Source organism: Kribbella lupini (genome assembly GCF_039529595.1).
GTDB classification, from domain to species: domain Bacteria; phylum Actinomycetota; class Actinomycetes; order Propionibacteriales; family Kribbellaceae; genus Kribbella; species Kribbella lupini.
Genome location: NZ_BAAANC010000001.1, coordinates 1365142 through 1389900, shown reverse-complemented (window position 1 = coordinate 1389900; position 24759 = coordinate 1365142). Strand labels below are relative to the sequence as shown.

The 24759-nt window shown below is 70.8% G+C and carries 24 protein-coding genes; 11 read left to right on the top strand and 13 right to left on the bottom strand.

All coding sequences use genetic code 11. The annotated features are described in order from the left end of the window. Positions 1–77: 77 nt before the first annotated feature. A complete protein-coding gene (locus ABD235_RS06270; RefSeq protein WP_344170784.1) occupies positions 78–662 on the bottom strand; it encodes an NfeD family protein in 585 nt (194 codons plus the stop codon). A 990-nt stretch (positions 663–1652) separates the two neighbouring features. Further along, positions 1653–2435 carry an ABC transporter ATP-binding protein gene (locus ABD235_RS06265; RefSeq protein WP_344170781.1) on the bottom strand — a complete coding sequence of 261 codons (783 nt, stop codon included), beginning with the start codon at positions 2433–2435 and terminating at the stop codon, positions 1653–1655. A gap of 503 nt (positions 2436–2938) precedes the next feature. On the opposite strand from ABD235_RS06265, the gene ABD235_RS06260 reads away from it, so the two are divergent. Next, positions 2939–3673, top strand: a complete 735-nt coding sequence (locus tag ABD235_RS06260) for a hypothetical protein (protein ID WP_344170778.1) — start codon at positions 2939–2941, stop codon at positions 3671–3673. 450 nt (positions 3674–4123) lie between these two features. Here ABD235_RS06260 and ABD235_RS06255 read toward each other — a convergent pair whose 3' ends face one another. Further along, positions 4124–4342: a hypothetical protein gene (locus ABD235_RS06255; RefSeq protein ID WP_344170775.1), complete on the bottom strand. Its 219-nt coding sequence runs from the start codon at positions 4340–4342 to the stop codon at positions 4124–4126. A gap of 488 nt (positions 4343–4830) precedes the next feature. Between ABD235_RS06255 and serB the strand changes: the two genes are divergently transcribed. Continuing rightward, positions 4831–6042 carry a phosphoserine phosphatase SerB gene (serB, locus tag ABD235_RS06250; protein WP_344170772.1) on the top strand — a complete coding sequence of 404 codons (1212 nt, stop codon included), beginning with the start codon at positions 4831–4833 and terminating at the stop codon, positions 6040–6042. A gap of 128 nt (positions 6043–6170) precedes the next feature. Here the strand turns inward: serB and ABD235_RS06245 are convergent, their stop codons facing one another. Both ABD235_RS06245 and ABD235_RS06240 read right to left on the bottom strand, forming a co-directional pair. Then, positions 6171–6998, bottom strand: coding sequence for a hypothetical protein (locus ABD235_RS06245; protein WP_344170769.1), 828 nt, complete (start codon positions 6996–6998; stop codon positions 6171–6173). A gap of 185 nt (positions 6999–7183) precedes the next feature. Continuing rightward, positions 7184–8005, bottom strand: coding sequence for a hypothetical protein (locus tag ABD235_RS06240; RefSeq protein WP_344170766.1), 822 nt, complete (start codon positions 8003–8005; stop codon positions 7184–7186). Positions 8006–8158: 153 nt separating this feature from the next. Between ABD235_RS06240 and ABD235_RS06235 the strand changes: the two genes are divergently transcribed. Together ABD235_RS06235 and ABD235_RS06230 are read left to right on the top strand one after the other, a co-directional pair. Further along, positions 8159–9055 carry a GNAT family N-acetyltransferase gene (locus tag ABD235_RS06235; protein WP_344170763.1) on the top strand — a complete coding sequence of 299 codons (897 nt, stop codon included), beginning with the start codon at positions 8159–8161 and terminating at the stop codon, positions 9053–9055. A gap of 80 nt (positions 9056–9135) precedes the next feature. After that, a complete protein-coding gene (locus tag ABD235_RS06230) occupies positions 9136–10533 on the top strand; it encodes a glycoside hydrolase family 16 protein (RefSeq protein ID WP_344170762.1) in 1398 nt (465 codons plus the stop codon). Positions 10534–10586: 53 nt separating this feature from the next. On the opposite strand, the gene ABD235_RS06225 is transcribed toward ABD235_RS06230, so the two are convergent. Continuing rightward, a complete protein-coding gene (locus ABD235_RS06225; RefSeq protein ID WP_344170761.1) occupies positions 10587–11360 on the bottom strand; it encodes a hypothetical protein in 774 nt (257 codons plus the stop codon). 65 nt (positions 11361–11425) lie between these two features. Between ABD235_RS06225 and ABD235_RS06220 the strand changes: the two genes are divergently transcribed. From ABD235_RS06220 to ABD235_RS06205, 4 genes are all read left to right on the top strand, one after another. After that, positions 11426–12496, top strand: a complete 1071-nt coding sequence (locus tag ABD235_RS06220; protein WP_344170758.1) for a cyanophycinase — start codon at positions 11426–11428, stop codon at positions 12494–12496. Further along, positions 12493–15315, top strand: a complete 2823-nt coding sequence (cphA, locus tag ABD235_RS06215) for a cyanophycin synthetase (protein ID WP_344170755.1) — start codon at positions 12493–12495, stop codon at positions 15313–15315. The genes ABD235_RS06220 and cphA overlap by 4 nt, the downstream gene beginning before the upstream one ends. 58 nt (positions 15316–15373) lie before the next feature. Next, entirely contained in the window at positions 15374–15892 is a 519-nt protein-coding gene (locus tag ABD235_RS06210) for a copper chaperone PCu(A)C (RefSeq protein WP_344170752.1), read from the top strand. Between the two features lie 89 nt (positions 15893–15981). Beyond that, on the top strand, positions 15982–17076 hold the full coding sequence (locus ABD235_RS06205; protein WP_344170750.1) for a Dyp-type peroxidase: 1095 nt from the start codon (positions 15982–15984) through the stop codon (positions 17074–17076). 3 nt (positions 17077–17079) lie between these two features. On the opposite strand, the gene ABD235_RS06200 is transcribed toward ABD235_RS06205, so the two are convergent. After that, the gene (locus ABD235_RS06200) at positions 17080–17427 is read right to left on the bottom strand and encodes a peptidase inhibitor family I36 protein (protein ID WP_344170747.1); all 348 of its coding nucleotides are present in this window, start codon (positions 17425–17427) and stop codon (positions 17080–17082) included. 138 nt (positions 17428–17565) lie between these two features. On the opposite strand from ABD235_RS06200, the gene ABD235_RS06195 reads away from it, so the two are divergent. Continuing rightward, positions 17566–18414, top strand: coding sequence for an ACT domain-containing protein (locus tag ABD235_RS06195; RefSeq protein ID WP_344170744.1), 849 nt, complete (start codon positions 17566–17568; stop codon positions 18412–18414). Here ABD235_RS06195 and ABD235_RS06190 read toward each other — a convergent pair. The 5 genes from ABD235_RS06190 to ABD235_RS06170 all read right to left on the bottom strand — a co-directional run bounded on the left by ABD235_RS06190 (position 18398) and on the right by ABD235_RS06170 (position 22818). Next, on the bottom strand, positions 18398–19270 hold the full coding sequence (locus tag ABD235_RS06190; protein ID WP_344170741.1) for a hypothetical protein: 873 nt from the start codon (positions 19268–19270) through the stop codon (positions 18398–18400). The genes ABD235_RS06195 and ABD235_RS06190 overlap by 17 nt on opposite strands. Positions 19271–19306: 36 nt before the next feature. Continuing rightward, a complete protein-coding gene (locus ABD235_RS06185) occupies positions 19307–21004 on the bottom strand; it encodes a Mur ligase family protein (RefSeq protein WP_344170739.1) in 1698 nt (565 codons plus the stop codon). Next, the gene (gene fabI / locus ABD235_RS06180; RefSeq protein ID WP_344170738.1) at positions 20997–21767 is read right to left on the bottom strand and encodes an enoyl-ACP reductase FabI; all 771 of its coding nucleotides are present in this window, start codon (positions 21765–21767) and stop codon (positions 20997–20999) included. Before fabI ends, ABD235_RS06185 begins: the two co-directional genes overlap by 8 nt. Positions 21768–21797: 30 nt before the next feature. After that, entirely contained in the window at positions 21798–22502 is a 705-nt protein-coding gene (fabG, locus tag ABD235_RS06175; protein ID WP_344170736.1) for a 3-oxoacyl-[acyl-carrier-protein] reductase, read from the bottom strand. A gap of 103 nt (positions 22503–22605) precedes the next feature. After that, on the bottom strand, positions 22606–22818 hold the full coding sequence (locus tag ABD235_RS06170; RefSeq protein WP_344170733.1) for a dodecin: 213 nt from the start codon (positions 22816–22818) through the stop codon (positions 22606–22608). A 74-nt stretch (positions 22819–22892) separates the two neighbouring features. Here ABD235_RS06170 and ABD235_RS06165 point away from each other — a divergent pair, with 74 nt between their 5' ends. Together ABD235_RS06165 and ABD235_RS06160 are read left to right on the top strand one after the other, a co-directional pair. Beyond that, positions 22893–23252: a DUF3099 domain-containing protein gene (locus ABD235_RS06165; RefSeq protein WP_344170731.1), complete on the top strand. Its 360-nt coding sequence runs from the start codon at positions 22893–22895 to the stop codon at positions 23250–23252. Between the two features lie 177 nt (positions 23253–23429). Further along, a complete protein-coding gene (locus ABD235_RS06160; RefSeq protein WP_344170728.1) occupies positions 23430–23633 on the top strand; it encodes a hypothetical protein in 204 nt (67 codons plus the stop codon). A 92-nt stretch (positions 23634–23725) separates the two neighbouring features. Here the strand turns inward: ABD235_RS06160 and moaA are convergent, their stop codons facing one another. Then, entirely contained in the window at positions 23726–24736 is a 1011-nt protein-coding gene (moaA, locus tag ABD235_RS06155) for a GTP 3',8-cyclase MoaA (RefSeq protein WP_344170725.1), read from the bottom strand. Positions 24737–24759 lie beyond the last annotated feature (23 nt).

Below are 24759 nucleotides of genomic sequence, written 5' to 3'. Positions count from 1 at the left end.
TCCGGAGTCGGTCGGACGAACTCCGGACGGCGCTGGATCTTCTTCCCGCCGAGTCGCTGCTGCGGCTCGGGGTGAGCTCAGCGCGGCGGGTCGGAATCTGGTTTGCCGTCGGTCGCCTGCGCGTCGGGCCGGCTCTGCTCGTGCTGGACGGGCTCGTGCTGGACCGGCTCGTGCTGGCTCGGTCCGTGGTCGTGGTGCCCGAGCGGCAGGCCGATCGGGTAGACCACGGCGGTCGCGCCGTCGATCTGCATCACCTCGACCCGCGTACCGGGCGGGATCGTGGTCAGGTCGTCGAACGGCCGCGCGGTCCACAGCTCGCCGCCGAGCTTGATCGAGCCGAGGCTGTCGGGGTGGATCTCCTTCACCACCACACCGGTCCGGCCGATCACGTGCTGGGAGCCGGTCTTCATCTCCACGCCGTGGTGGATCTTGCGCACCAGCAGCGGGCGGATCGCGCCGAGCATCGCGGCCGCGGTCAGCAGACCGACGACGATCTGCAGCCAGAGCAGGCCCGGGAACAGTGCGGCCGCACCGGTCGCGGCGAGCGCGCCGGCGGCCAGCATCAGCAGGGTGAAGTCGAGCGTGGCCAGCTCCGCCAGGCCGAGCACGACGGCGATTCCGAGCCAGGCGGCCCAGACGTTTTCGCGCAGCCAATCCATCATCTGCCAACCCTATCCGCGATCGGGACCTCCGGCAGGTCCACCACCCGTCGGACGCAGCCCGAACCCTGCCGGATTCCCCAGCCGTGACTGAGATGCTCTGCTGTCGACAGTACTCCGGGAGGCGGGAGAAACCCCGGACGAGCGAGACGCCCGGAGGCGGGCACCATCCCCGGGCGAGCGAGACACCGCAGGACGGGCAACCGCCGCGGGAGCGGCCGCCGCTACGGCAGGCCACCACCTGGGACGGGCCGGCGCCGCAGGACGGGCAACCGCCGCGGGAAGGGCAGCCGCTACGGCGGGCCACCACCTCGGACGGGCCGCGCCGCAGCACGGGCAACCGCCGCGGAAGGGGCCGCCGCTACGGCGGGCCACCACCTGGGACGGGCCGCCGCCGCAGGACGGGCTACGGCTTCGGCCGGGCCACCGCCTTGGGACAGCCGCCGCCTCGGCACAGGCGACCGCCTCGGCACGCGCCACCGCTTCGGCCGGGCGACCACCTCGCGACGCACCGCCTCGACCGGGCGACCACCTCGGGACAGGCGACCACCTCGGAACGGGCCACCGCCTCCGGACGAGCCGTCGTACGGGCTGGGTCGGGCACGACGGGCGGCCCACCTCCGAAGAGGTCTCCTTGCGTCCGAAGAGTTGTGCTGCGTCCGAAGAACGGTGCGCTATAGCCTCGGCTTCTTCGGACGCGTGCGGGTTCTTCGGACGGGCCGCCGTACGGGCTTGTCGCGCACGACGAGCGGGCCAACGTCCGAAGAGGTGTGCTTGCGTCCGAAGGGTTGCGCTGCGTCCGAGGAACGGTGCGCTATAGCCTCGGGTTCTTCGGACGCATGCGGATTCTTCGGACCCGTGCGGATTCTTCGGACCCGTGCGGATTCTTCGGACGCGTGCGGGTTCGTCCGATCCGTGCGGGTTCTTCGGACGCGTGCGGGTTCTTCGGACGTGTGCGAGTTCTTCGGACGCACCGCCGTACAGGCGGGTGGGTCAGAAGGCGCGGGCGGTGTAGCGGCCGTCGGAGTGCTGGAGGGTGAGCGCCAGGTCGAAGGTGTCGCTGAGGGTCTCCGACGTGAGGGCCTGCTCGATCGGGCCGGCCGCGACGACGCGGCCCTGCTTGAGCAGCATCGCGTGGGTGAACCCGGGCGGGATCTCCTCGACGTGATGCGTCACCAGCACCATCGCCGGAGCGCCTTCGGCGGTCGCGATCGCGCTGAGGGACCGGACCAGCTGCTCGCGCCCGGTCAGGTCGAGTCCGGCGGCCGGCTCGTCGAGCAGCATCAGCTCGGGGTCGGTCATCAGCGCGCGGGCGATCTGGACGCGCTTGCGCTCGCCCTCCGACAAGGTCCCGAAGGTCCGGTCGGCGAGGTGGTCGATCGCCAGTTCGGTCAGCAGTTCCTTGGCGCGCTGGTGATCGAGCTCGTCGTACTCCTCGTTCCACCGGCCCATCACGGCGTACGACGCCGAGACGACGACGTCGGACACCCGCTCGGACCGCGGCAGCTTGTCGGCAAGCGCCGCACTGGTCAGCCCGATCCGCGGCCGCAGCTCGAACACGTCGACCGCACCGAGCACCTCCCCGAGCAGACCGGCCACGCCGGCCGTCGGGTGCATCTGCGCCGCGAGTACCTGCAGCAGCGTGGTCTTGCCGGCGCCGTTCGGGCCGATCACCACCCAGCGGTCGGTCTCGTCAACAGTCCAGTCGATCCCGTCCAGCAGACGCGACTCACCCCGAACGATCGTGATGCCGGCCAGCTCCACCACTGCAGTCATGAAGCAAAACCTACGGGGTCCTTCCGCAAGGTCAGTCAGGACCCTCCGCTGCCAACGACCTCGGCGGGCCGGTGACATCGCCAGCAGCAGCTTCGACGTGCCGGCGCCGACCGAGGCGCCCAGCCCGCCAGCACGCCGAGCCCGGTGGGGCGGTGGGAGGAGACGGCAGGGGCAGCCGCCGCAGGCATCTGATGGGTCAACTCGCGAACCGGCCCGTTGGCCCATCGAGATCCTGCGGGCCAACGGGTTTCTTGGCGGGTTAACCCGCCAAGTTCGCGAAGGGGAGACGACAGCGGGGCAACCACCGGATGCGTTGGACCTCCGCCGTGCGATGGACCCGGGCTGGGACGACCTCGGCCGGGCGGTGAGCCGGGCCGGGCGGTGAGGTGTGCTGGAGACTCGGCGGGGTGCGAGGTGTGGAGAGTGGACGGTCGTCGAGGGCCGGGGCCTTGGGGTGAGTGGGCGTGTCGGTGGGGTGGGGCGGGGATGGGAGACTTGTCGGCGTGCTGACGACTGCCGCCTCGGTGCGTTTCACCGTGTGGACGAACGCGATGCTTGCCGGGACCTGCGATCCCGACACCGCCGCGCACCGGATTCTCGGTGCGGACGTCGGGCACCACGTGGCCGGGCTCGCGGCGCATCCCGAACCCGCGACGTTGCCGGTGGCGCTCAATCTGCTGCGCGCCGCCGGTGCGCGCGAGGCCTACCTCGCCCTGCCCGTACCGGGTGATCCGATCGGACTGGCCGGACCGCCGGCGTTCAACGAGTCGGCGCTGGAAGCCGGCGAGGCCGTCGTACTGGCCGGGGCTGGGATCGGGCTGATTCCGGCGTACGTCGGGCCCGCCGTGCAGTGGTCGGTGCTGACCGCGCAGACCCCGCCGCCGGCGGATCTCGGCGAGGCCGATCGCGGACTGCGGGCGGCGCTGATCGACGCCGCCGAGTCGCTGGCGGCGCTGGACGTCGCGCGCTGGAAGCCGGAGATCGCGGACGCGCTGATCGACATCCGCAAGATCGGCCAGGGCAAGGGCGACGACCTTGCTCCCGGGTACGACGCCCGCGCGGTCAAGGCCGCCGCCACCGCCCGCCGCTGCCTGGCGATCGCCGACGCCGCCCTCGAGGACGACGGCGCCGCCGTCACCGGCGCCGAAGCCGACGCCCGCCGCCGAGCCCTCACCGAACTCGCCGCCTCCGCCCGCCGAGCCCTCGTCGCCGCCTGCGGCCCGTTCGCCCCGCAATAACGCTCCGGCCTTCGCTCGCCCCACCCTCCCTCGGCCTCTCGACTCCAGCGCCCCCGTCGCTTCCCTCGCATCGCGCACTTCCTCGCACCACGCCTCACGCGATCCCACGCATCCTGCGTGCCTCGGTTCACACGTTCGCGCGCATCAGGCGCCCTCGGCTCGCGCGCACCCCATGCCCCTCAGCCCGCGCGCATCCCACGCCCTCGGCTCCCCACCTCCCCCACAGCACTTTGTGCACCCGCCAGCCGCCGCGCCGCCCGAAATCCGGCGGAGCCGTGCTCAAAGTCGAGGTCGCCGAGGGCAACGTTCACGCCGGTCGGCGACTTCACCTGCACCTGCGCGCCGGTACTGCCGACGGGCTCGCTGAAGGTCAGCACCACCTGCGTCGGAGGGTGCCCGCGGCGATGTGGGCGGCCCTGCGTATCTCGCCTCCCCCTCGACTCCCGTGCATCAAACGGTCCCGCGCATCCGCGCCCCCTCGGCTCCCGCCACCTCTCGGCTCACTTCCCGAACCGCAGTTTGTGCACCCGCCAGCCGCCGCGACGCCCGAAATCCGGCGGAGCCGTGCTCAAAGTCGAGTTCGCCGAGGGCACCATTCACCCCGGTCGGCGACTTCACCTGCACCTGCGCGCCGGTACTGGCGATGAGCTCGCCGAAGGTCAGCACCACCTGCGTCGGAGGGTGCCCGCGGCAACGTGGGCGGCCCTGCGCATCGGGCGGGCCCTCGGCTCGCACGCATCCCACGCCCCCGGCTCACACGTTCCGGGCATTGGGCGCCCCTCGGCTCACACGTTCCCACGCATCGGGCGGGCCCCTCGGCTCGCGCGCATCCCACGCCCTCGGCTCCTGCGGCCTCTCGGCTCCCCCACAGCACTTTGCGCACCCGCCAGCCACCGCGAGCGCCGGAATCCGGCGGAGCCGTGCTCAAAGTCGGAGGCGGCTCGGGGCAACGCGGGCAGGGCGCCCAAGTCGGTCTCGCTGCTCCGCCACCGGCAGAGCGTGCCAGTCAAGAGCCGACACAGTGGGTGCGGGTCCAGTGCCGCGCCGGCGAGGTTCGCGTTGAGCGGCCGAGTGCGGCCGTCCCCGCCGAGCGGCGCGTCGGTATGTGGACCGGGCGTCCACAGATTGGGGTGGCTCGGATAGGTTTCTGTTCTGCGATGACAGGACAGCCTGAGCAAGAGACGCCGCCGTTGGATCGTCCGACCCTGCTGGTCACGTTGACCGGTACGGACCGGCCTGGGCTGACGTCGGCGGTGCTGTCGACGATCGCCAGTCGCGGGCTCGAGGTGATCGATGCCGAGCAGGTCGTGCTGCGGGGGCGGCTGGTGCTCGGCGTACTGCTGTCGGCGCCGCGCGACCACAAGCAGCTGAAGAAGGAGCTCAAGGAGCTCGCCGAGCTGCTCGACGTCGAGATCGACGTCAAGAAAGGTGTCGGCGACAACGAACCGCGCCGCAAGGGCCGCACGCAGGTGACCGTGATCGGCGCGCCGCTGACCGCCGAAGGGTTCGCCGCGATCGCCGGGCGGATCGCCGACACCGGCGCGAACATCGACCGGATCAGCCGGATGGCGCGGTACCCGGTGACCGCCGTCGAGATCGCCGTGTCCGGTGCGGACACCGACGCGCTGCGGACGGTGCTCGCGCTCGAAGGTGTCCGGCAGGGGCTCGACGTCGCCGTACAGGCCGGTGGTCTGTACCGGCGCGCCAAGCGGCTGATCGTGATGGACGTCGACTCGACCCTGATCCAGGGCGAGGTGATCGAGATGCTCGCCGCGCACGCCGGGCGGGAGGCGGAGGTCGCCGCGGTCACCGAGCAGGCGATGCGTGGCGAGCTGGACTTCGCCGAGTCGCTGCACCAGCGGGTCGCCACGCTGGAAGGGCTGCCGGCCAAGGCGCTCGACGAGGTGTACGCCGCGATCCAGCTCGCGCCGGGTGCGCGGACGCTGGTCCGGACGCTGAAGCGGCTCGGGTACCAGTTCGCGATCGTCAGCGGTGGCTTCACCCAGATCACCGACAAGATCGCCGCCGACCTCGGAATCGACTACTCCGCGGCCAACGAGCTGGAGATCGTCGACGGCAAGCTCACCGGCAAGGTGATCGGCGAGATCGTCGACCGGCCCGGCAAGGCGGTCGCGCTGCGCCGGTTCGCCGAGTCGTCCCGTACGCCGCTGTCGCAGACGGTCGCGATCGGCGACGGCGCCAACGATCTCGACATGCTGGCCGCGGCCGGCCTCGGCGTCGCCTTCAACGCCAAGCCGGTCGTCCGCGCCGCCGCCGACACCCACCTGAGCGTGCCGTACCTGGACACGATCCTCTACCTGCTCGGCATCTCCCGCGAAGAGGTCGAAGCGGCCGACAACCTCAGCTGAGGTCACGCGGCCTCAGTTCGCCAGCGGGATCACGATCGCGGCCTGCCCCTGCGCCCCTCACCTGGTCGCGCGGCCTCAGCCCGACGTCGCCAGCGGGGTCGAGGGATCGCGGCCTGCGTTCCTCGCCCTCAGTCCAGGTCGAGCTTGGCGGTCTTCGCGGCCGGTGGTGCGACGACCGGCAGCTTCGCGCCGAACTTCTCGTACGACGCCCGCACGGCGGTGTTGCCGTCCTTGGTGTCGGCGAGTACGAAGACGATCAGGTGCGGCAGGTTCTTCGCGTCCACCATCACCGAGACACTGAGCTGCGTCGGCAGCGTCTTCGCGTCGGCCTGGGTCAGGTAGACCCCCATCGCGCGGGCGGCGGTGGCCTTCTTCAGGTCGATGCTCAGCTGGTACTCGCGCACCTGCGTCCCGTCCATCGGCTGCAGCCCGAGGGCCCGGAAGCTCGTCGCGTACGGCGCCCCGCCGAGCACCTGGTGGACCATCGCCTGGTTGTAGTCCTGGACCACGACCAGCGCGGCCGCCAGGACGTTCGGGTCCTTCGACGCCAGGTCGAGCTTCACCCACGGCTTCTTCGGGTTGCCGGTCAGCTCGTCGTTCTCCATGTAGAGGACCTTGCCGATTCGCGTGACCGGCAGGCCTTCGTCGCTGGTCACCACCGCGTCGGCCGTCGCCCCCTTGAGCCGGATGTCGGCCTTCAGCAGCGGGTCCACGGTGCTCCCGTTGGCCATCAGGTTCGAGGTCAACCGGAACGTCCCGGCGGCCCGCAGCGCGCCCAGTACCTTCGGCCCGAAGTCCGCCTTGGTCAACTCGGCCGGCAGGGGCGGAGCGGTCGGCGTACTGGCGGCGACCGTTGGCGTGGGGGCCGGGCCGGCGGCCGGAGTCGGGTTGTTGCCGCAGGCAGCGGTCAGGGCCAGGGCGGAACCTGCGATCAGGGCGGGCAGGACGGAACGCACAGCAAGGACTCCTCGTTTGCGGTTGAGGGTCTTGCTGCTCCCGATCAGATCGACCCGACTCGGGTCAGATGGTGACACAACCGCGACGTGGGACCTAAAAGATTCGGTTGCAGCAAGCTGCAACGCGCGGGCGGTACTGCGGCGGAGGCGGGCGGCGGGAGCGGGAGACACGCCCGGCGGGACGCTCAGGTGGTTGCCGGGCTCGCGATCTTCTGGGGGGAGGGCGGCGTGAGGGTGAGCTTCTGGCCGAAGCGGCTGAAGGTGGCGGTGACGTCGGCGCGGCCGGTGGTCTGGTCGTCGAGGGTGAAGCGGAGCTGGACCGGCAGGCAGTGGGCGCCGACGGCGATCCGTACGGTAAGGGCCTCGGGCAACGAACTCGTGGTGTCGGCGGTGAGGTACCCGTCCATCGCGCCGGCCGCGGTGGCGCGGGCCAGGTCGATGCTGACGACGTACTCCTGGGCCGGTGCGCCGTTGACGGTGATCCGGTCGCCGCGCTGGAAGGTGGTCGCGTGCGCGGCGCCGCCGATCAGCGCGTGGACCTGAGCCGCGCGCAGCAGCTGCCTGCCGGGGCGCGACGACTGACCGCCGGCGGCGAGCTCGGACCACGGGCGCGTCTTGTCCCCGGTCACCGTCGCGTCCTTCAGGTAGACGGCGCTGCCGGTCTTGATGAGCTTCCGTCCACCACCGATCGCGATCAGCCCGGCGTGGTCACCACCGATCCTGAGGTCGGCCGTGACGACAGATGCGCCCTCCCCCGCGGTCGTCGTCCGGGAGACGACGTGGAAGGTGCCCTTCTCGGCCAACCGACCGAGCAGTTCCGACGCGAGGTTCGCCGGCGACAACCCGTCGTCGCTCGGCGCCGTCGCGGAGACCGAGAAGCTGGGCGAAGCCGACGGCGTACTGGCGGTGGAAGCGTCGGCGACAGGTCCGGCACCCGGGGTGGATCCACAGGCGGTCAAAGCCAGCACCAGCACGGCGGTGACGGCGCCGGCCTTGGCGATACGCACAGCGAAACACTCCTCGAGGCGGGGATCGCGGACACGCCGACCCGGTTCGCTCACATGGTGACAGATCTCGTGGTCCCCGCAAACACTCTGTGACGTAGCACAAGCTGCCAATCCGTTTGCGGACGCCGTACGCCGGAAGGCAGGATCGCGCCCATGCCCTCACTGCCGGACACCTTCAGCGCCCGCCCCGCGACCGTCGCCGACGTACCGGCGATCCACGCGCTGGTCAGCGCCGCCGAGCGCGCGACCACCGGCGTGGTGGAGACCGGCGCCGACGGGATCGAGGCCGCGCTCACCCGGCCGGGGCTCGACGCGACCGTCGACAGCCTCGTCGTGCACGCGGACGACGGGCAGCTCGCGGGCTGGGCCTGGATCAACCGTGGCCGGCGCGCGCAAGTCGACGTCGACCCGGCGTTCCGCGGCCGCGGAATCGGTACGGCGCTGCTCGACTGGGTCGAGGCCCGCGCCGCCGAGGTCGGGACGGACTGGTACTCGCAGACCGTCGACGACCAGGACCTGGCCGGCACCGAGTTGCTGCGCTCGCGCGGCTACGAGGTTCTCGCGACCAACTGGTTGCTGGAGATGCCGACCGCGGATCTGGAGGTCAAGGTCCCGGACGGCATCACGATCCGGCCCTTCCAGCCCGGCGACGCGCAGCCGGCGTACCAGGTGATCGAGGACGCGTTCGACGACTGGCAACCGCGCCGCAAGGAGTACGACGAGTGGGCGCGGATGAGCATCGAGCGTTCGAGCTTCGCGCCGCGGCTCTCGCCGGTCGCCTTCGCCGGCGACGAACTGGTGGGTGCGGCGCTCAGCCTCGAACTCCCGGACTCTCTTGACGGGTACGTCGAGCAGGTCGCCGTCCGCAAGGACCAGCGGGGTCGCGGCGTCGCGAAGGCGTTGCTCGCGACCGCGGCCCAGGCGATGCGAGCCGACGGCCGCACCCGGCTGACGCTGTGGACGCACTCCGGGACCGGCGCGCTGGCGATGTACGAGCGGCTCGGGATGACCGTGCGCCGCAGTACGACGGTACTGCGCGGGCGGGTCTGAGTTCCACCAGATCGTGACGAGGTGTTGACGCGCGGCGATGAGAGCGCTCCCATAGGCGTAACCCATCCAGGGAGGTCAAGATGCGTTCCCGCCCGAACACATGGTCCCGCCCCCGCTTCAGGACCCTGCTCAGCGCGCTCGTCGTACCGGTGATGGTCGCCGTACCGCTGACGATCGCGGCGCAGGCCAGCGTTCCGCCACCACCGGCCGGCTGGACGACGGTCTGGTCCGACGACTTCGACGGCCCGAGCGGCAGCCTGCCGTCGAGCGCGAACTGGATCGTCGACACCGGCCACGGCTACCCCGGCGGCCCCGGCAACTGGGGCACCGGCGAGATCCAGAACTACACCAGCAACGCCGACAACCTGTCCCTCGACGGCGCCGGCAACTTGCGGATCACTCCGCGCCGCGACGGCGCCGGCAACTGGACGTCGGCCCGGATCGAGACCCAGCGCGCGAACTTCAAGCCGCCGGCGGGCGGCGTGCTGGCGATCGAAGGCCGGATCCAGATGCCCAACGTGACCGGCAACGCCGCGCTCGGCTACTGGCCGGCGTTCTGGGCGCTCGGCCAGCCGTACCGGGGCAACTACTGGAACTGGCCGGGCATCGGCGAGTTCGACATCATGGAGAACGTCAACGGGATCAACTCGGTCTGGGGCGTGCTGCACTGCGGCGTGAACCCCGGCGGCCCGTGCAACGAGACCACCGGCCTCGGCGCCAGCCGCGCCTGCCCCGGGTCGAGCTGCCAGTCGGCGTTCCACACGTACCGGTTCGAGTGGGACACCAGTACGACGCCGAACGCGTTCCGCTGGTACGTCGACGGGCAGCAGTTCCACTCCGTCACCCAGGCGCAGCTGCCGGCCGACACCTGGGCGAGCATGACGTCGCACGCGGGCTACTTCATCCTGCTGAACGTCGCGATGGGCGGCGCGTTCCCCGACGCGCTGAACGGCCCGACGCCGCGCGCCGAGACCGTCCCCGGCCACCCGATGGTCGTCGACTACGTGGCCGTCTCCACGAAGGGCGGCGGCACGACTCCCCCGCCCACGACGCCGCCTCCTGGTGGGAGCGGCGCGTACGGGACACTGCAGGCCGAGTCGTTCGCCCAGCAAGGTGGCGTGGCCGTTGAAACGACCAGCGACTCCGGCGGCGGCCAGAACCTCAGTCAGGTCGGCAACGGCGACTGGACCCGGTACAGCTCCATCGACTTCGGCAGTACGCCGGCCAGACAGTTCGTCGCGCGCGTCGCGTCAGGCGCCGGCGGTGGGGTCAGCGGGCTGGTCGAGGTCCGGCTGGACAGCAGGTCGAACGCACCGATCGGCAGCTTCGCCGTCGGCAACACCGGTGGCTGGCAGAGCTGGCGAACCATCCCCGCCAACATCTCCGCCGTCACCGGCGTCCACGACGTCTACCTGACCTTCACCAGCGGTCAGCCCGCCGACTTCGTCAACGTCAACTGGTTCACCTTCGGCCACTAGACCGCAGCGAAGCCGCGGCCGGATGGCCGGCCGCGGCTTCGTCGTACGAGAAATCAGGCGATCTCGGTCGCCGCCGGGGCGGTGATCGTCACCGGCTCGCCGAACTTGCCGAACGTCCCGCTGACCTTGGCGCCGTCCGCCTCGTACGCGAACGTCCGCGGCAGCGACTCGGCATCGACCGTGACCTCGATCGGCAGCTCGGTCAGGTTGGACTGGGCCGCCGACTCCGACGTCAGGTACTGCCCGAACGCCTTGGCCTGGGTCGCCTTCAGCACGTTGACGGTCATCGTGTACTTCGTCGTCGCGACCCCGTCCACCGGCTGCCCGGCCTCACTCTTGAAGTCCGTCGCGTACGGCGAAGCGGCCACCGCCATCCGGTACTGGTCCAGCTGCGCGCCCAACAACTGCAACATCGCGCCCGCCAGAATCGCCGTCGCCTCCTTGCCTGTGCCCTTGCCCGTCGGGTCGTACTTCACCCACGGCTTCTTCGGATCGCTCGACAACTGCCCACCCTTGCCGTACAGCGTCCCGCCCACCCGGACGAACGTGCTCTCCAGAGCACTCCCCTGCACGTCAGCGCTCGCACCCGCCAGCCGCACGTTGGTCGTGAACGTCGCCGGCCCGTCGGTGTCCGTCGTGGTCGTCACCACCTGGAACGTCTTCTTGGCCGCCAGCGCCGCCTGAACCTTCCCGGCGAACTCGCCCTGCGTCAGCGCCACAACCTTGCTGTCCGCCGCCACCGGCGCACCGGTTTCCTCAGATCCGCCGCAGCCCGCCGCAAGCACCAACGCCCCAGCCACCAGCAACGGTGTCATCAATTTCTTCACCCGCGAAGACTGCCACACCTCCGTCGTGCGTCCGGCGGTCCCGGGCCGTGACCTATTCTTCGGACATGTCTCAACAGGTGGTGAGCAGCGGGCCGGGTGCTCTCTTCGCGATCGGCGGGGCCGAGGACAAGCTGAAGAAACGGACGGTGCTGCAGGAGTTCGTCGAGGCGGCCGGTGGGCCGAAGGCTCGGATCGTGGTGGTGCCCACGGCGTCCGCGCTCGGGCCGGACGTGACCGACGTGTACTCCGCGCTGTTCTCCGCGCTCGGTGCGGCCAGTGTGGTCGGGGTCCGCCCGGAGAACCGCGAGGACGCGGACGACCCGGCGTTCATCGAGCCGCTGAACGAGGCGACCGGGATCTTCATGACCGGCGGCAACCAGCTCAAGCTCAGCGGCGTGGTCACCGGTACGGCGTTCGGCCGGGCCGTCACCGCCGCCCACCGCCGCGGTGCGGCAGTCGGCGGTACGTCGGCCGGCGCCAGCATCCTCGCCGAGCACATGATCGCCTTTGGCCGTTCCGGTGCGACGCCCCGGCAGCGGATGAGCCAGCTCGCCGGCGGGCTCGGCCTGGTCCAGGGCGCGATCGTCGACCAGCACTTCGCCCAGCGGAACCGGTACGGCCGGCTCCTCTCACTCGTTGCCCAGTCCCCCGGCCTGCTCGGGATCGGCGTCGACGAGGACACGGCGGCCGTCGTACGAGGCTCGCACCTCGAGGTCGTCGGCCGAGGTGCCGTGACGATCTTCGACGGCAGCCGGATCACCTCCAACGCGCACTACGCCAAGCGGTCCGAGGCGATCCTTGCCTCCGGCGTCGTTCTGCACGTGCTGCCCGCCACCTCGACCTTCGACCTGCGCGCCCGCGCGCTGCTGTCGTACGGCCCGCAGCCCCCGGCCGAGGAGCTGGCCGAGATCGAGCAGGCCGAGGCGGACCTGCGCAAGCTGGCCCGCGACATCGCGGCCGAGGGTGTGTCCCCGCGGTACTACGCCGAGCAGAAGCGCCGCGCCGGCAAGCGCGTCGCCCGGCGGGTGTCGTCGGCCACGGAGTCCAGACCGGAGGCGACCGAGCCTCTGAGCGCGGGCGCCGAACGCAGCCGACCAGACACCGAGCCACCAGCAGACAGTGGGACGAGCCAATGACCGAGACCGCCCCCCAGCGCCGCAAGCCCGCCGACCCGCAGGGCGCGCCGAGCCCCGACCTGAAGATCATCGAGACCCGCGTCTTCCGCGGCCCGAACGTCTGGAGCTACGAGCCGGCCATCCACCTGGTGGTCGACCTCGGATCGCTGGAGGACTGGCCGTCCGACACGATCGACGGCTTCACCGAGCGGCTGCTCGCCGACCTGCCCCGGCTCGACCAGCACCACTGCTCGCGCGGCCGCCGCGGCGGCTTCATCGAGCGGCTGCAGGAGGGCACCTGGCTCGGCCACATCGCCGAGCACGTCGCCCTGCAGCTGCAGCAGGAGGCCGGCCACGACATGCGGCGCGGCAAGACCCGTCAGGTCAAGGGCATCCCCGGCCGATACAACATCATCTACGCGTACGCCGACGAGGCCGTCGGCCTGGCGGCCGGCGAGCTGGCTGTCCGCTTCGTCAACCACCTGGTCCAGCCGGACCCGGACTTCGACTTCACCACTGAGCTCGAGCGGTTCATCAAGCAGGCCGAGCGGACCGCCTTCGGCCCGTCGACGCAGGCGATCGTCGACGAGGCGACCTCGCGCGACATCCCGTGGATCCGGCTGAACAAGGCCAGCCTGGTCCAGCTGGGCCAGGGCGTGCACGCGAAGCGGATCCGGGCCACGATGACGTCGGAGACCGGCTCGATCGCGGTCGACGTGGCCAGCGACAAGGACCTGACCACGCGCCTGCTGGCCTCGGCCGGCCTGCCGGTCCCCCGCTCGGACTCGGTCCGCACGGTCGAGGACGCCGTCTCGGTGGCGAACAAGATCGGCTACCCGGTGGTCTGCAAGCCGCTCGACGGCAACCACGGCCGCGGCGTCTGCCTGAACCTGGCCGACGCCGACGCGGTCCGCGAGGCGTTCCCGATCGCGCAGGACCAGTCCCGCCGCGGCTGGGTGATCGTGGAGAACTTCGTCACCGGCCGCGACTACCGCTGCCTGATCATCAACGGCCGGATGGAGGCCATCGCCGAGCGGGTGCCCGCGCACGTGGTCGGCGACGGCGTGCACACGGTCGCCGAGCTGGTCGAGATCACCAACGCCGACCCGCGCCGCGGCGTCGGGCACGAGAAGATCCTGACCCGGATCACCGTCAACGCCGCCGCCCGCGAGCTGGTCCGCAGCCAGGGCTTCGAGCTGGACGACGTACCGCCGGAAGACGTGATGGTGAAGCTCACGCTGACCGGCAACATGTCCACCGGCGGGATCTCGATCGACCGCACCTACGAGGCGCACCCGGAGAACGTCGAGATCGCCGAGGAGGCGGCCCGGATGATCGGGCTGGACATCGCCGGCATCGACTTCATCTGCCCCGACATCACCCAGCCGGTCCGCGAGACCGGTGGCGCGATCTGCGAGGTGAACGCCGCGCCGGGCTTCCGGATGCACACCAACCCGACGATCGGCGAGCCGCAGTACATCGCCAAGCCGGTCGTCGACATGCTGTTCCCGCCCGGTGCGACCAGCCGGATCCCGATCGTCGCGGTGACCGGGACGAACGGCAAGACCACCACGTCGCGGATGATCAGCCACGTCTTCAAGGGCATGGGCCGCAAGGTCGGCATGACGTCGACCGACGGTGTCGTGATCGACGAGCGGCTGGTGATCCGGTCCGACGCGTCCGGCCCGAAGTCGGCCCGGATGGTGCTGCAGAACCCGCGGGTCGACTTCGCGGTCTTCGAGGTCGCCCGCGGCGGCATCCTGCGCGAGGGCCTCGGCTACGAGCGCAACGACGTCGCGGTCGTGCTGAACATCCAGCCCGACCACCTCGGGCTGCGCGGTGTCGACACGCTCGAGCAGCTGGCCGACGTGAAGGCCGTACTGGTCGAGGCGGTGCCGCGGACCGGCTTCGCCGTCCTGAACGCCGACGACCCGCTGGTGCGCAAGATGCGGCGCAAGTGCTCGGGCCAGGTCGTGTGGTTCAGCATGGCCGAGGCCGGCAGCGAGGTGCGCGAGTACATCGAGGGGCACTGCCGTCGCGGTGGCCGCGCGGTCGTGCTGGAGCGGTCCGAGCTCGGCGACATGATCATCATGAAGCACGGCCGGCGCTCGATGCAGCTGGCCTGGACCCACTTGCTGCCGGCAACGTTCGGCGGCCGGGCGATGATGAACGTGCAGAACGTGATGGCGGCCGCCGCGGCGGCGTTCGCGGCCGGGGCGCCGCTGCACGACATCCGGCAGGGCCTGCGCACGTTCAGTACGTCGTACTACCTGTCGCCGGGCCGGCTGAACGAGATCGAGGTGGACGGCCGGCACGTGATCGTCGACTACTGCCACAACGCGCCGGCGATGCGGATGCTCGGCGACTTCGTCGACCGGATCGGCGAGAGCCTCGGCGCGTCGTCGGAGCTCGGGCGGCCGTCGCGGATCGGTGTGATCGCGACCGCGGGCGACCGGCGCGACGACGACATGCGCGAACTGGGCGAGGTCGCGGCGCAGCACTTCGACCAGCTGATCGTCCGTGAGGACACCCGGCTGCGCGGACGCAAGCGGGGCGAGTCGGCCGAGCTGATCATCGAGGGCGTCCGGGCCGCGATCGCCAACGGCGCGCGGTGCCGGTCGGTGGAGCTGGTGCTCGAGGAGCTCGACGCCGTCCGGCACGCGCTGGGCCGGTCGAACCGGGGTGACCTGGTCGTGCTGTGCGTCGACCAGCACCAGTCGGTGCTCGCCGAGCTGGAGTCCGTGTCGCATCTCGCGCAGGCCGGCGCGCGGTCCGGTGACGAGGGCGGCGACCCCGACTTCGTCCGTCCGGACGAAGAGGGTGACCAAGAACAACAGTAGGAAGGGGAACTCGGGTCGGGGAAGCCTCGTTGGCCTCTGCGTGAAGAAGAAGTTGCTGATGGCATGCGTTGCCGTTGCCCTCCCCCTCCTGGTCTCCTCGTGCGGTGCGAACAAGACGGCCGCCGCCGCGGACGACGCGCCCTCGACCAGTACGCCAAGCGTGCTGGTCGAGGACGCCTGGGTGCGCGCCACGGCCGGCGCCAAGGACACCACGATGACGGCGGCGTTCATGTCGCTGACCAACCCGGGTGACGCCGAGATCAAGTTGATCTCGGCAACCTCTCCGGTGGCCGGCACCGTGCAGCTGCACGAGATGACGACCAAGGACGGCAAGATGGTGATGCAGGAGAAGGCCGGCGGCATCGTCGTACCGGCCGGCTCGCACGCGCACCTCGCGCCGAGCGGTGACCACGTGATGCTGATGGACCTGAAGCAGCCGCTGAAGCCCGGTGACGAGGTGCCGCTGACGCTGAAGTTCTCCGACGGCAGCACCCACGACCTGACCGTCCCGGTGAAGAACTTCACCGAGGAGGAAGAGCACTACCACCCCTCCGAGACCCCGACGCCTGCCTCTTGATTTCCTCCACCCGGCCCTCGAGGCGGCAGCTCCTCGGCTACGCCGGCGCCGCCGCCGCGGGGGCCGCCGTGTCCGGTGCGGCAGTTGCCTTGAGCAACGAGCCGCCGCGCGCCGTGGCGTCCCGCGACCTCAGCCCGTACGGCGACCACCAGCCCGCGATCGCCGCGCCCTCACCCAAGCACGCCGAGCTCGTCGCGCTGAACCTGCTCAGCAGCACCGACCGGGCGGCGCTCGGCCGGCTGATGCGGTTGTGGAGCACGGACATCGTCGCGCTGACCGAGGGCCGCCCGACACCTGGCGACACCGCACCCGAGCTGGCCGTCCCGAACGCGGTGCTGACCGTCACGGTCGGGTTCGGGCCGCGGGTGTTCACCCGTCCCGGGCTCACGGCGTACAAGCCGCGCGGGCTGGACGATCTGCCGGTGATGCGGCACGACCGGCTGCTCCCGACCTGGTCCGGGGGCGATCTGCTGATTCAGGTCGGTGCCGACGACGCGGTCAGCGTCGTGCACGCCGTACGGCGGCTGGTGGCGGACGCCGCGCCGTTCGCCAAGCCGGTGTGGCGGCAGACCGGCTTCTGGAACGGGACCGGTCCGGACGGCAAGCCGGTGACCGGGCGGAACCTGTTCGGCCAGGTCGACGGGACCGGGAACCCGGCGGTCGGGACGCCGGAGTTCGACGCGACCGTGTGGGCCGACGGGCCGGAGTGGTTCCGCGGTGGCACGACGCTCGTCGTACGGCGGATCCGGATGAACCTCGACACCTGGGACGAGCTGACCCGCTCCGAGCAGGAGCGCGCCGTCGGGCGGAAGCTGTCGACCGGCGCGCCGGTGACCGGTACGGCCGAGCACGACGAGCTCGACCTGGGGGCGCGGGACGCCGACGGGCGGCTGGTGATACCGGAGAACGCGCACGCGCGGCTGTCTCACCACAGCACGAACGACGGGCGCCGGATCTTCCGCAAGGGCCTCAACTACGTGCAGGACACCGGCGCGACCCGCGAGAGCGGGCTGATCTTCCTCAGCTTCCAGGCCGACGTGGCCGGGCAGTTCCTGCCCCTGCTGGCCCGGCTCGACGCCGCCGACGCGCTGAACGAGTGGACGACGACGATCGGCTCAGCCGTCTTCGCGATCCCTCCGGGATGGCGCGAAGACGGCTGGCTGGCGCGCGACCTGTTGGCGTGAGCCTCAGCCCGCCCGGAAGCTGAGGAACTTGGTGCTCGGGTAGCTGTGGAAGTTGTTGGCCGGCTCGAGGTTCGCCGGGCCGGTGCAGTCGGCCGTGCGGTAGAGCAGCACGTCCTCGGTGGACCAGTTGAACAGGGCGCCGGGCGCGAACGGCAGTACGGTGCACGCGCTGGGGACGTCGTTGTAGACGACGACCTTGCCGCTGAAGCTGGTGGTCTCGAAGAAGCAGGCCTGACCCTGCTGACACTCGAAGGCGCCGGTCTGCTGCTGCGCGGCGGAGGCCGGGGTCACGGACAAGGCGAGTGCGGCGGCCGCGACGGCGGCAGCACCCAGGGCGGGACGGATTGTCACAGTTCCTCCAGGAAGGCGGATTCCTCAACTGTTCAGACCATATTGTTGAACATTCACCCAGGCGCGGTCCGACGGCGTGTCCGCGGGTTTTACGTCCGGGCAACGCGTCGGCAACAGGACGCCCGCACGCTGAGTGGCATGGAACAACTCCGGGAATCGGTCGCCGCCGGATCGGCGTGCGACGTCTGCGGGCGGCTGCCCCACCCGCACCGCTTCCGCCTGTCCCTGGCCAAGCTCGCCGCCGTACTGCCGGTCGAGCTGGCTCTCCACGCGCTCGTGCTCGCGCTGCACCCGCCGTACCTGCTCGCTGTCGCCCTGCTCGCGATCAGCACCACCGTGCTGGTCGTCTGGGTCGTCGAGCCGTCGGCCATGCGGCTCCTGCGCGGGTGGCTGCACGGCCCGGCGTACCGGATGAGGCGAGCCGCGCGCGAAACCATCGAGAAGGCTCCGTCGCTGTGGCGGATCCGGGTGACGCTCGACGACGAGACCGGACAGCTCGAGCGGCTCACCGGCCGGTTGGCCGAGCTCGACGTCAACATCCTCGGTCTGACCGTCCATCCGCTGGCTGACGGCGTGCGCGACGAACTGGTTGTCAGTACGCCGGCCGAACTCAGCGCGGACGAACTGCTCGACGCGATCGCGGCCGCGGGCGGACGGGACGCGCACCTGTGGCCGACGACCGCACTCGCGCTGGTCGACGGCCAGACCGAGGCACTCAACCTCGCGGCGCGCGTGGTGGCCGATCCGGCCGAGTTGCCGCACGCCGTCAGCGAGCTGCTGGGTGCGCGGTTGGTCACCGATCGGCTGGCGGTCAGCAACGGGCGGTTGCCGACGGACGGGAGCGTGCTGAAGATTCCGTCGCCCTGGAACGGGCTGATCGTGTTCACCCGGTCGGGTGAGGGGTTCACGCCGGCTGAGTCGGCCCGAGCGCATCGACTGGCTCAGATTGCCGAGCTGTCGCGAGGAGAGGTCAGCTGTTGTCGCTGACCGGCTGGCGGCGGGCCAGGAGCTTGCGCTCCGGCTCGCGCTGGTCGATCCAGTCGAGGTCGTCGGACAGCACCGCGTCGTTGGTGCGGTCGGCGTACGGGTCGAGCGGGGGCGGCGGTGGCGGCAGGGCGCGGAGCTTGAGGGCGGTCATCGGGATCGCCAGCAGGACGGCGAGCACCAGCCAGGGCCAGTAGTTCGTGAGCAGCGGCTCGAAGGACTGGAAGAAGGCCTTGGTGCCGGCGTCGGCGATCTCGTCGGACGAGCGGCCGGCCGAGCCGGCCACGGCCCGGACGCCGTCGACGATCGCGAACGAGGGCAGGTACGTCGCGACCAGCACCGGCCAGAAGTACGCCGAACGCCAGCCGCGCCGCCAGCAGGCGACGTACAGCACGATCGCGAGACCGACCGCGACGAGCAGGCCGTTGAGCTGCCAGATCCAGCGGAAGTCGTCGGCGAAGTCGGCCGCCGGGCGGGCGGCGTACCAGGCCAGGGGCAGCGCCAGCGCGAACGCGGCGACCACCGAGCTTCGGGTGCCCAGGGCACCGAAGAAGGCGCCGACGGCACTTGCCGCGAGCAACGTGATCAGCAGTTCACGCGCGGACAGGGTGTGTCCGCTGAGCCACCACGTGCCCGCGGCAACGACCAGGACCAGCGGTACGGCGTACCGGACGCGGCCGATCAGGAAACCGGCCGCCACTCCCCCCGCGAACCCGCCGAGCACGAGCAGGTCGACCCGGCCGGTGGAGGCCGGGACGAACGTCGTGGTCGCTTCGGGCAGGCCGGCCAGGTAGCTCGGGGCGAAACCCGCCACGAACCAGCCGATCACGGCCGCCGGGACGGCCCACAGATAGCGCATGACACCCCATTCGGCCCCGGCGCCCGGGGCCGGGGTTCAGTGCTGGGCTCGCTCGACCTTGCTCTTCAAGATCTCCGGGGTATCGACGGTAGCTCCCTCGGACCGCAACCAGGCGTCAAGACTCGCCCGATCCTGCAGGGACATCACCGCGACCACGTCGCCGGGACCGGCCTCGGCGACCAGCGCCTTGGCCGCGTCCAGCTCGGTCGGGAACGACGGGACGTCGTCGACGCCGACCGAGCTCGTGCCCTCCCGGAAGACCGCGTCCAGCTCCGACGGCGGCCGGCCGCGCAAGTAGGTGTCCTTGTGCCCGATCACCACCCGGTCGGCGCCCCGGGCACCGATCGCGCCCATCGCCGAGACCATCTCGTCGGCCCGGTCGCCCGGTGAGCCGAGCGCCAGCAGCAGCCGCGCGCCTTCGCGGCGGACGCCGTTCATGATCTCCAGCAGTGCTTCGAGCCCGGCCTCGTTGTGGGCCAGGTCGATCACCACGGTGAAGTCCCGGATCGAGTACATGTTCATCCGGCCGGGATTGTTCTCGTTCGGCGAGAAGCTGGTCAGCCCCTCCACCACGGCCGCCTTGGGCAGGCCGAGCCCGAGCGCCGCCGAGGTCGCGGCCAGCGCGTTCTCGACGTTGTAGTGGGACAGCCCGGACAGCGTCATCGGGATGTCGGTCACCTTCAGCAGCGCCTCGGCGTCGCTGGCGTTGTCCAGCACGGTGACGAACCCGTCCAGGACGGTGGTCGCCCGGCCGCCCTCCTCCAGCACCGTCCGGATCGACGGCGAGTCCGGGTCGCGGGAGAACACCCAGCACTTGGCCGGCGAGTCCAGCCGCATCGCGAACGTGCGCGGGTCGTCGCCGTTGACCACGCACCAGCCGCGCGGGCGGGTGATCTTGGTGATCACCGCCTTCACCTCGGCGAGCTGGTCGACGGTGTCGATCCCGCCCAGCCCGAGGTGGTCCGCGGTGACGTTGGTGACGACGGAGACGTCGTTCGACGCGACACCGATGCCCCGGCGCAGGATCCCGCCGCGGGCGGTCTCGGTGACCGCGAGCTGGATCCCCGGCTGGGACAGCACGCGGGAGGCGCCGCTCGGGCCGGAGAAGTCGCCGTACTCGACCAGTTCACCGTCGAAGTACACGCCGTCGGTGCTCGACCAGCCGACGTGCAGCCCGGCCGCGCGACCGATGTGCGCGATCATCCGCGAGGTGGTGGTCTTGCCGTTCGTGCCGGTCACCGCGACCACCGGGACCTTCGGCCGCAGCGTCGGCGGCGGGTTGCCCGGCGGTTCGTTGCGGACCCGGTCGCCGACGGCCGTGACGAGGGCGGTCAGCTCGCTCTCGTCGGTGCCGAACGCGTCGATCACCTCGACGATCGCCTGGCCGAGCGCCCGGGCGCGCTGCTCGTGCGCCCACGGGAACGCGACCACCAACCGCCGTACGTCGGTCTCCGGACGCACCCGGACGCCGATCCGGCCGATCCCGGCCTCGCGGGCGATCCGGCGGACGATGTGCCCGACCACGCGGATCGCGAACCGCTGCCGGAAGCCCGAGCCGATCCGGCCCGGTCGCGTCGCGCCCAGCCCGAGCGCCGAGGCGTACGACTTGGCGGCCGGCGCGGGCGCGTCGATCAGCGCGGACAGATCGAGAGTCAGCTTGACCGCGGCCCGGCTGAAGTAGAGGTTGGCCCCGTCCAGTACGCGGAGCTCGACCTGGGACGTCACATCAAGCACCCATCGCGTGGTAGCCGCCATCCACGTGGATGATCTCGCCGGTGGTGGAAGGGAAGAAGTCGCTGAGCAGGCCGACGATCGTCCTGCCGGTCGGCTCGAGGTCGGACGGGTCCCAGCCCAGCGGGGCACGGTCCAGCCACGGCTCCTCGAACTTCTCGAAGCCCGGGATCGCCTTCGCGGCCAGGGTCTTCAGCGGGCCGGCCGAGACCAGGTTGCAGCGGATGCCCTGGGCACCGAGGTCCCGCGCCAGGTAGCGCGAGGTCGACTCCAGCGCGGCCTTGGCCACGCCCATCCAGTCGTACCCCGGCCAGGCCACGGTCGCGTCGAAGGTCAGCCCGACGACGCTGCTGCCGCGGCTCATCAGCGGCGCGCACGTCACCGCCAGCGCCTTCAGGCTGTACGCCGACACGTGCACCGCGCGCGACACGTCGTCCCACGGCCCGTCCAGGAACTTGCCGCCGAGGATCGTCTCCGGGTTGCCGTACGCGATCGAGTGCACGACGCCGTCCAGGCCGTCGACGTGCTCGCGGATCTTGTCCGGCAGCGCGGCCAGGTGCTCCTCGTCGGTCACGTCCAGCTCGAGCACCGGAGGCTCGACGGGTAAGCGTTTCGCGATCCGCTTGGTGATGCTCAGCGCGCGGCCGAAGTTCGAGATCAGCACGGTGGCGCCTTGTTCCTGCGCCACCTTGGCCGTGGCGAAGCCGATCGAGGAGTCGAGGGTGACTCCGGCGACCAGGATCCGCTTGCCGTCGAGGATGCCCACCGGCGTCCCTTTCTCAGAAGAAGTTGGTGGTCAGTTGCCCATACCGATGCCGCCGTCGACCGGGAGCACCGCGCCGGTGATGTACCCGGCTTCCTCGGAGGCGATCCAGCGCACGGCGTTGGCGATCTCGGTGGTCAGGCCGAACCGGCCGAGCGGGATCTGGCCCAGGTACTGCTTCTGGGTCTCCTCCGGGAGTACGGCGGTCATGTCGGTCTCGACGAAGCCCGGGGCGACGACGTTGGCGGTGATGCCGCGGCTGCCCAGCTCGCGAGCCATCGAACGGGCCATCCCGATCATGCCGGACTTGCTGGCGGCGTAGTTCACCTGGCCGGGCGAGCCGAGCAGGCCAACTACCGAGGAGATGAACACGATCCGGCCCTTGCGCAGCCGCAGCATGCCCTTGGCGGCCCGCTTGGCGACCTTGAACGACCCGGTGAGGTTGGTCCGGATGACCGCGTCCCAGTCGTCGTCGGACATCCGCAGCAGCAGCGTGTCCTTGGTGATGCCGGCGTTCGCGACCAGGACCTCGACCGGGCCCTGCTCGGCCTGGATCGCCTCGAAGGCGGCGTCCACCTGCTCGGTGTCGGTGACGTCACACTTCACGCCGAAGAAGCCCTCGGGCGGCTCACCGCTGCGGTAGGTGACCGCGACGTTGTCGCCGGCCTCCTTGAACGCGGTCGCGATGGCGAAGCCGATGCCCCGGTTGCCCCCGGTGACGAGTACCGATCTGGCCACGAACACTTCTCCTCACATTGGGACTGCTGCCGGACGAACGCTATCGCCCGCCCCCGGCCGCGCCGTGAACCGGGCGGCCGAGGGGGCGGCGTACGACCTGCTGTCAGGCGTCTTCCAGGCGGAAACCGACCTTCAGGCCGACCTGGTAGTGGTCGATCTGGTTGTCGACGATGTGGCCGCGGATCTGGGTCACCTCGAACCAGTCGAGGTGCCGTAGCGTCTCGCCGGCCCGGCCGATCGCGTTCTGGATCGCCGCGTCGACGCCGTCCTTGGACGTGCCGACGAGCTCGGTCACCCGGTAGGTGCGATCTGTCATCGTGCTCTCCCTTCACAGCTGGCTGCGGCGGCCCTGAATCAGCGGCGTACCGTTGTCTTTGGTGAGGAGAATAGATGCCCCGACGACGTGAGACCGACGGCGAAACGGTCGTCTCTGTAACTACGGCCCAACCAGGTCGCTCCGAGGACCTGGACAGCAGGATCGCGCGCTACGCCTGGATGATGTCGCTGCGCGTCGTGTGCTTCGTCGCGGCCGTGCTGACGCCGTCGCCGTGGCGGTGGATCCTGCTGGTCGGCGCGGTCTTCCTGCCGTCGGTCGCGGTGGTCTTCGCGAACGCGCAGCAGCGCCGCAAGGTCACCGGCGCCGACCCGTACGACGCGCCGCCGCGGATTCAGCTGGAGCAGCAGCCGGGGCCCGTCGTCCAGGGTGAATACGTGCCCGATCAGGAGTTGCGTGGCGACACCGAAAAGTGATCTCGGCCGGGACTGGATTCTGCCACCTGATCCGTGTCAGAATCTCCCGCGTGCTCTGAAGTTCACCAGTGAAATTCAGGGACTTGATGCGGCGTCGGACGGCTCCCCCCGTGGCTGTCCGACGTCGCTTCATTTTCCCCAGGCTTTTGATTATTGAGTGATCAGGAACAATTCCTCATGAGTGAACAAGCACCGGCGTCCGTCTGCTCCGCAAGGGGTTGTGGCGCCCCCGCCCGCTGGGCGCTGCGCTGGAACAACCCCAAGATCCACACGCCCGACCGGCGTAAGACGTGGGTCGCCTGTGACGACCACAAGCAGTCGTTGAGCGACTTCCTCGGCGCGCGCTCTTTCCTGCGCGAGGTCGAGCCTTTCACCGGCTGAGAACAACGCCTCGGTGCGTTCCGGGTGAAAAAGTAAATTTCCGGTTCAGATTTGCACCGGCACCTTCTGGTACGCCGTACTGATGGTGCGCGCTAGCCGCCGATCGCGGACATCGGACGCACCGGCTGGAGGAACGACGGATCGGCGATCCCGTGGCCGGGCAGCTTGCCGCGCATCGCGGTCCGCCAGCGCTCGGCGAGCTCCTCGTCGGACGCGCCGTCGCGCAGTGCCGTCCGCAGGTCCGACTCGGTCCGGGCGAACAGGCAGTCGCGGACCTGACCGTCGGCGGTCAGCCGGACCCGGTCGCAGTCCCCGCAGAACGGGCGCGTCACGCTGGCGATGATCCCGACCGTCGCCGGGCCGCCGTGCACGGTGAAGGACTCGGCCGGCGCACTCCCCCGGCTCGCCGCGTCGGTCGGCTCCAGGCCGAACCGGTCGCTGAGCTTCTCGAGGATCTCGTCGGCGGTGATCATCGTCGACCGGTCCCAGCCGTGCTGGGCGTCGAGCGGCATCTGCTCGATGAAGCGCAGCTCGTAGTCGTGGTCGAGGCAGAACTGCAGCAGCTCGGGCGCCTGGTCGTCGTTCACGCCGCGCATCAGCACGGCATTGACCTTCACCGGAGCCAGACCGGCCGCGTGCGCGGCGGCGAGCCCCGCCAGCACGTCCTTCAGCCGGTCGCGCCGGGTGAGCTGCAGGAAGGTGTCCTGGCGGACCGTGTCGAGGCTGACGTTCACCCGGTCGAGCCCGGCCGCGGCCAGCGCCTCCGCCTGGCGGGCCAGGCCGATGCCGTTGGTGGTCAGCGAGACCTGCGGGCGGGGCTCGAGGTTCGTCGTACGGTCCACGATGCCGACCAGGCCGCGCCGCAGCAGCGGCTCACCGCCGGTGAACCGGATCTCGTCGACGCCGAGGTGGGTGACCGCGATCGAGACCAGCCGGACGATCTCGTCGTCGGTGAGCAGCTCGGGCTTGGCGAGCCAGTCCAGGCCTTCCTCGGGCATGCAGTAGGTGCAGCGCAGGTTGCAGCGATCCGTCAGGGACACCCGGAGGTCCGTCGCCACCCGGCCGTAGTTGTCGGCCAGGCCCGCCTGCGTCTTGGTATACACACCACCAGCGTACGTGGCGACGG